2 protein-coding genes are annotated in these 540 nt (G+C 73.7%); both read left to right on the forward strand.

What is annotated here, in order from left to right:
• On the forward strand, positions 1-215 hold a 215-nt coding region (locus D8M29_RS13135; protein WP_148111645.1), incomplete at its 5' end, for an SIP domain-containing protein.
• A 101-nt stretch (positions 216-316) separates the two neighbouring features.
• Positions 317-540 (forward strand): NAD(P)H-binding protein (locus D8M29_RS13140; protein ID WP_153240301.1); only part of this gene is annotated, 224 nt, incomplete at its 3' end.

The raw sequence follows: 540 nt of genomic DNA on the forward strand, positions 1-540 counted from the left end.
CCGGCGGGCCGGTCGCGCCGCCCGCGGCCTCCGTCGAGCGCGAGTGGACCGTCGCCGCCCTCGAGGCCGACGAACGGCCCGAGGCCTACGTGTTCCTCGCCGGGGAGTCCGCGATGGTGCGCGCCCTGCGCCGGCTCAGCGTGGGCCCCGGCGGCGTGCCGAAGAAGCACGTCTCCTTCATGGGCTACTGGCGGGAGGGTCAGGCGGAGAGCTGAGGAGTGGGGTGGCGGTCGCGCGCCGCTCCACCCTCGCACCGGCGGCGGGCTCTCCCTACTGTGGAAGTCCAGCACCCGATCGAACCGAAGGAGAGATCCCCATGACCCGCACCGTGATCATCGGCGGCCACGGCAAGGTGGCCCTGCTCGCCGCACCCCTGCTGGCGGAGGCCGGCCACGACGTCGTCTCCCTCATCCGCAACCCCGACCACGCCGAGGACGTCCGCGCCGCCGGCGCCGAACCGCTCGTCCTGGACATCGAGAAGGCGGACCAGGAGGAGCTGGTCCACGCGCTGCGCGACGCGGACAACGTCGTGTTCTCCGC

This window comes from Micrococcus sp. HSID17227, assembly GCF_003989405.1.
Lineage (GTDB): Bacteria > Actinomycetota > Actinomycetes > Actinomycetales > Micrococcaceae > Micrococcus > Micrococcus luteus.